Annotated in this window: 5 protein-coding genes; 4 read left to right on the plus strand and 1 reads right to left on the minus strand. The window is 74.8% G+C overall.

The window, feature by feature from the left end:
• Positions 1 to 405 precede the first annotated feature (405 nt).
• Positions 406 to 1,383, plus strand: coding sequence for a hypothetical protein (locus ACTUAL_RS12180; protein WP_440900308.1), 978 nt, complete (start codon positions 406 to 408; stop codon positions 1,381 to 1,383).
• On the opposite strand, the gene ACTUAL_RS12185 is transcribed toward ACTUAL_RS12180, so the two are convergent.
• On the minus strand, positions 1,384 to 2,262 hold the full coding sequence (locus ACTUAL_RS12185; RefSeq protein ID WP_440900309.1) for a maleylpyruvate isomerase family mycothiol-dependent enzyme: 879 nt from the start codon (positions 2,260 to 2,262) through the stop codon (positions 1,384 to 1,386). It abuts the gene before it with no gap.
• Positions 2,263 to 2,526: 264 nt separating this feature from the next.
• Between ACTUAL_RS12185 and ACTUAL_RS12190 the strand changes: the two genes are divergently transcribed.
• From ACTUAL_RS12190 to ACTUAL_RS12200, 3 genes are read left to right on the plus strand one after another with little or no spacing between them, the layout of a single operon-like run.
• A complete protein-coding gene (locus ACTUAL_RS12190; protein WP_440900310.1) occupies positions 2,527 to 3,843 on the plus strand; it encodes an ABC1 kinase family protein in 1,317 nt (438 codons plus the stop codon).
• Between the two features lie 7 nt (positions 3,844 to 3,850).
• Positions 3,851 to 4,462 (plus strand): carboxymuconolactone decarboxylase family protein, encoded by a 612-nt coding sequence (locus ACTUAL_RS12195; protein WP_440900311.1) that lies wholly within the window; start codon positions 3,851 to 3,853, stop codon positions 4,460 to 4,462.
• Positions 4,459 to 5,328 carry an SDR family NAD(P)-dependent oxidoreductase gene (locus ACTUAL_RS12200; RefSeq protein ID WP_096495208.1) on the plus strand — a complete coding sequence of 290 codons (870 nt, stop codon included), beginning with the start codon at positions 4,459 to 4,461 and terminating at the stop codon, positions 5,326 to 5,328. The genes ACTUAL_RS12195 and ACTUAL_RS12200 overlap by 4 nt, the downstream gene beginning before the upstream one ends.
• Positions 5,329 to 5,332 lie beyond the last annotated feature (4 nt).

Consider the following 5,332-nt stretch of genomic DNA (forward strand, 5'->3'; position numbering starts at 1 on the left):
GGCGTGCGGCCGGGGAGCGGGTTCGGGCGTCCGGTCCCCGGCCTGCGCGCCGCCCGCGCGGACGGCGAGGGCCCACTCGACCGCCGTGCCACGCCGCGGGCGGTCCCCGGCGCGCCGCGTCGGGGGGTGGCTGTGCGGTGGGCGCCGTTCGGGCGCCGACCACCAGCATGAACCCGGCCCGCGCGACCGCGCTTCTCCGAGGTTGCTCTGCGCGGTGGACCTCGCGGGTCGGGCTTCCGGCGTCAACTCCCCCCTGGTTCACCCGTCCCGCGCTCGTCCTTCCGGGGGACGACTCGGCGCGCGGGCCCGGTGCGCACGCTGGGAGAAGCGCCGCGGTGGCCGCGCCGGGATGCTGTAGCGCGCTCGGTCCCGCACCGCTCCCCTGCCGCTCCCCGAGGAGACGAGATGGCGCGCCCCACCGCAGACCGCTCACCCGCACCCGTTCCCGACACCGGGACGTCCCTGTTCGTCAACGGGCACTTCCCGCGCAGGCGCGGGCTGGTGCTGCTGCTCAGCTCGGTCGCGGGCTTCCTGCTCACCGTGGTCTGGTCGGCCCACTTCGTGGACTCCACCATCGGCGACAACGTGGCCAACACCCTGCTCGGCCACGACGCCAAGGCCACCCCGATCGCCGGGATCGCCGCCGGGGTGCTGTTCGCGTTCGTCAGCGGCCTGGCGGGCACGTTCACCGCGTGCAACGTGGCCGCGTTCAGCGCGGTCGCCCCGATGCTCGGCGCGGACGGGTCGCGGTGGGCCAGGGCGCGGGCCGCGCTCACCCCGCTGGGCTGGCTGGCGGTGGGGATGCTGCCGGTGTCGGCGCTGTACGGGGTGGTGGTCGGGCTGGTCGGCACCCGGATGCCGCAGTTCTCCACCGCCGCCGCCGAACCGGGCGTGCTGAACGGCCGGGCCCTGCAGTCGCTGGTGGTGTTCGGGCTGATCGGGCTGGTGATGGTGTACCTGGGGCTGGCCGCGCTCGGCTACGCGCCCGACCCGTTCCGCCGCCTCTCCCGGCGCTTCCCGCAGGCCCCGCTGGTGCTGATGGGCGTGCTGGTGGGGGCGTTCCTGATCGGCCGCCCGTTCCCGCTGTTCCGGCAGATGTTCCGGGACGCGGCCGAGCGGCACGACCCGCTCTACGGCGCGGCGGCGTTCACCCTGCAGTCGCTGGGGAACGTGCTGGTGATGGCGGTGCTGTTCGTGGCGCTGGCGGCGCTGACCGGCGGGCGGCTGCACCGGTGGCTGACGGCGAAGCCCTCGCGGGCGGCGGCGATCACGGCCGCCGCGCTGATCACGGCCGGGGTGTTCACGTTCCTGTACTGGGACGTGCGGCTGCTGGCCCGCCGCGAGATCATCCCCTGGTACCCGGTCGCGCCGTGGGCGGTGTGATCAGGGCATCCGCACCTTCCGCAGGAACGGCCCCAGCAGCCACGGGCGCCTGCCCGCCACGAGCAGCCCGCCGGTGAGCGCGGCGCGGACCGGGCCGATCCGGTGGAACAGCACCAGGTCGAGCGCGGACGGCCGGAACCGCAGGTGCGCGTCGCACGGCCCGCCGCCCTCCTCCACCCGCGCCACGCCCGCCCCGACCACCAGGGTCACGGGCTCGGTGCGGGTGGAGTGGAAGCCGACCGCGATCGGGCGCGGCGGGTCGGGGTAGTCGTCGAGCAGGCGGCCGACGCCGTGCCGGGTCAGCTCCACCAGGAACAGGTCCACGAACAGCGCGGCCTGCTCCTCGGGCAGCTCCCACCGCGCGCCCGCCGCGCGGGCGACGTCCCAGCCGTGCACGAGCAGCTCGTTGGCCAGGTGCGCGAGCAGGCCGGCGAGCGGGAGCCGGGAGCCGCCGAGCCAGGGCAGCGCGGTGGTGGGGTCGGCGTGCTCGGTGGTGGCCAGCACCTGGGCGAGCGCCTCGCGCAGCCGGGCGGCGAGCCTGCGCGGGTCGCGCTCGGTGAACGCGGCCAGCTGCGCGGTGTTCATGCCACCGGAGAGGGTGGCGAGCGTGGTGGCGGCCAGGTGCGGGCGGACCTCGGGCACCGGGAACGGCTTCGTCCCGCCCGCGACGACCGCGGTGTTGTTGAGCGCGATGGCGGTGACGTGCGCGGCGGTCTCGGCGACGCTCCAGCGGCCGACCGCGCGCGCCGCCGGGTCGGGCGCGGACTCGACCAGGGCGGCGAACCGCTCCCCCGCGTCCAGCACCGCCCGCCTGGCCTGCCGCCAGCGCTCCGGGGTGACCCTGGTGGCGGCCTCGCCGCGCGGACGTGCCCGGACCATCGCTCACCCCTGACTCGTCGGCTGCGGACCACGTCCCAGGGTGGCCCGGCGCGGCGGGCGGCGGCTCTCCGAGGTTGCCCGATCACCCCCGCGGCGCCCCCGCGCGCTCGTCAAGGGGCCAAGAACCCTGTCGCGCCAACCACTTCGGTGTTCCCGGCACGCAGGGAGTAGTGGTCCGCGCGCCCCGGTCAGCACGATCGGGCCAGGTCGCACACCGGTCCACCCGGCCCGGTCCACCCGGTCCCACGACGGAAGGGGGCGCTCGTGCCGAACACCGCACGCCGCCTGGTCCGACTGCCCGGTCTGGCGCTGCGCGGCGCCCGCGTGGGCGCGGTGGTCCTCGGCCACGCCGCCGCGCTCGCGGGCGCGGCGCTGCTCGCGCGGTTGCGCGGCTCGCCCGGCGGGGCCGTGCTGCGCGACGGCGGGCGGTGGGTGCGGCTGCTGACCGCGCTCGGCCCGTCCTACATCAAGATCGGCCAGCTGCTCAGCACCCGCCGCGACCTGCTGCCCGACGCGGTCACCGGTCCGCTGTCCACGCTCACCGACGCCGCGCGGCCACCGCGCGCCTGGCGGGTGCGGCGGGCCGTGCGGCGCGCCTACCGGGACCGGGAGTGGCCGTTCGCCGGGTTCGGGTGGGAGCCGGTGGCGTGCGGCAGCATCGCGACCGTCCACCGCGCCACCCCCCTGGACGGCCGGGACGTCGCGGTGAAGGTGCGCCGCCCCGGCATCGCGCGGGTGATGCGCCAGGACTTCGCGCTCACCTCGGCCGCGATGGCGCTGGCCGCCCGGCTGCCCGCGCTGCGGCGGATGCCGTTCGCGCTGATGCACGCCCAGGTCGGCGGCGCGATCCTGCGGCAGCTCGACTTCACCGCCGAGGCAGAGTCACTGGCCCGGCTGCGCGCGAACCTGGCCGCGTCCGGGAACGTCCACGTGCCCGAGCCGCTGCCGGGGCTGTGCACGCCGGAGATCGTGGTGATGGAGTACGTGGACGGGCTGACCCGGTTCGAGCCGGGCGAGCTGGACGCGGCGACCCGGCGCGCGGTGGTGCGGGCGGTGCTGGCGGCGATCTACGAGATGCTGTTCGTGGACGGCGTGGTGCACTGCGACCTGCACCCCGGCAACCTGTACTTCGACCGCGACGCCGGGCTGGTCGTGCTGGACGCGGGGTTCGTGATCCGGCTGCCGGAGGCGGTGCGCCGGTCGTTCTCCGACTTCTTCATCAACATGGCGATGGGCGACGGCTGGATGTGCGCCCAGATCGTCGTGGACAGCGCCGCGCACGTGGCCGACGACTGCGACCTGGAGGGCTTCCGGTCGGGGCTGCGCGAGCTGGTCGCCGAGAGCTCCGGCGCGCTGTCCGGCGAGTTCGACCTGGCCCGGTTCGCGGGCAGGCTGTTCGACCTGCAGCGGCGGTTCGGGCTGTTCCCGGCGCCGGAGTTCGCGTTCCCGCTGCTGTCGCTGCTGGTCGTGGAGGGCGTGGTGAAGGGCTTCGACGCCGAGGTCGACTTCCAGGCCGAGGCGGTCCCGGTCCTGCGCCGCCGCAACACCCCCCGTATCCCCGGTTCCACCGCTGAGAGGTGAGTCGAGAATGGACGCAACGACCGAGGTCCGAGTCCCGATGGTGGAGGAGGCGCAGGCCACCGGCCGCGTCGCCGAGCTGTACGCCGAGATCAAGCAGGCCACCGGGCTGCCGTTCGTGCCCGACATGTTCCGGCTGACCTCGTCCCGGCCGGACCTGCTGGAGGCGGTGGTCGCCGGCTACAAGGGCATGTACCTGGGCGGGGTGCTGCCCCGGCAGACCCGCGAGCTGATCTCGGCGTGGACGTCGAAGGTGAACCAGTGCCCGTACTGCGTGGGCACGCACAACTTCTTCTTCCGGGCGTTCGGCGGGCCGGAGGAGACCGCGAAGGCGGTGGAGACGGCGTCCGGCGTGGACGAGCTGCCGGTGGACGAGCACACGAAGGTGCTGCTGCGCCTGGTGACGAAGGTCAGCCGGGAGGCGTACAAGATCACCGAGGAGGACTGGCGGGTCGCGGGCGAGGCGGGGTGGAGCCGGGAGGAGCTGCTGGAGGCGTTCTTCACCGCGTCGATGTTCAACTTCATCACGCGCATGGTCGACGGGCTGGGCCTGGGCTACTCGGTGGCCGCGAGCCGGGTGTCGCAGCAGCCGGTGTCCCAGCCGGGCGGCGGTGACCGGTGAGCCCGTCGCGGGCGGTCCTGATCACCGGGGTCAACTCCAGCGGCGGGCTGTCCTCGGGCACCGGGCGGGCGACGGCGCTGCGGCTGCACCGCGCCGGGCACCCGGTGTACGCGACCGGCCGGAACCTGGACGGGCTCCAGGACCTGGCCGCCGAGGGCATCACGACGCTGCGGGTGGACGTGACCGACGAGGCGTCGATGGCCGCGGCGGTCAAGCGGATCACCGAGGACCACGGGGCGGTCGGGGTGCTGGTGAACAACGCCGCCCACAGCCTCAACGGCACGATCGGCGAGACGCCGCTGGAGCAGGTGCGCAGGCAGTTCGAGACGAACTTCTTCGGGCTGTCCCGGATGACGCAGCTGGTGCTGCCGGGGATGCGGGAGCAGCGGTCGGGGCGGATCGTGATGATGTCCTCGATCTTCGGGCTGTTCGCCACCCCCGGCCGCGGCTACTACCAGGCGACCAAGCACGCGCTGGAGGCCATCAGCGACTCGCTGCGGCTGGAGGTGGCGCCGTGGGGCATCGAGGTCGCGGTGATCGAGCCGTCGCCGATCCTGGGCTCGTTCGTGCCGACCACCGTGGGCGACCTGGGCCTGTCCTCCGACAGCGAGCTGTACGCGGACTTCTGGCAGCGGTTCGTGGACTGGCACGGCGCCTACCGGGAGGTGGAGCACCCGACCGGGCGCGGGCGCACGTCGGTGCGCTCGGGGCAGGTGGCGAAGGTCGTGGAGCGGGCGATCACCGACCGCAAGCCGCGCATCCGGTACCGGGTGGGGATTCCCGTGCGGCTGCTGGGGCCGCAGCGGGCGATCTTCGGGGACCGGGCGTGGGAGGTGTTCGTGAAGCGGTTCTTCCCGCAGCCGTGACCCG

The sequence above is a fragment of the Actinosynnema sp. genome, from assembly GCF_052038725.1.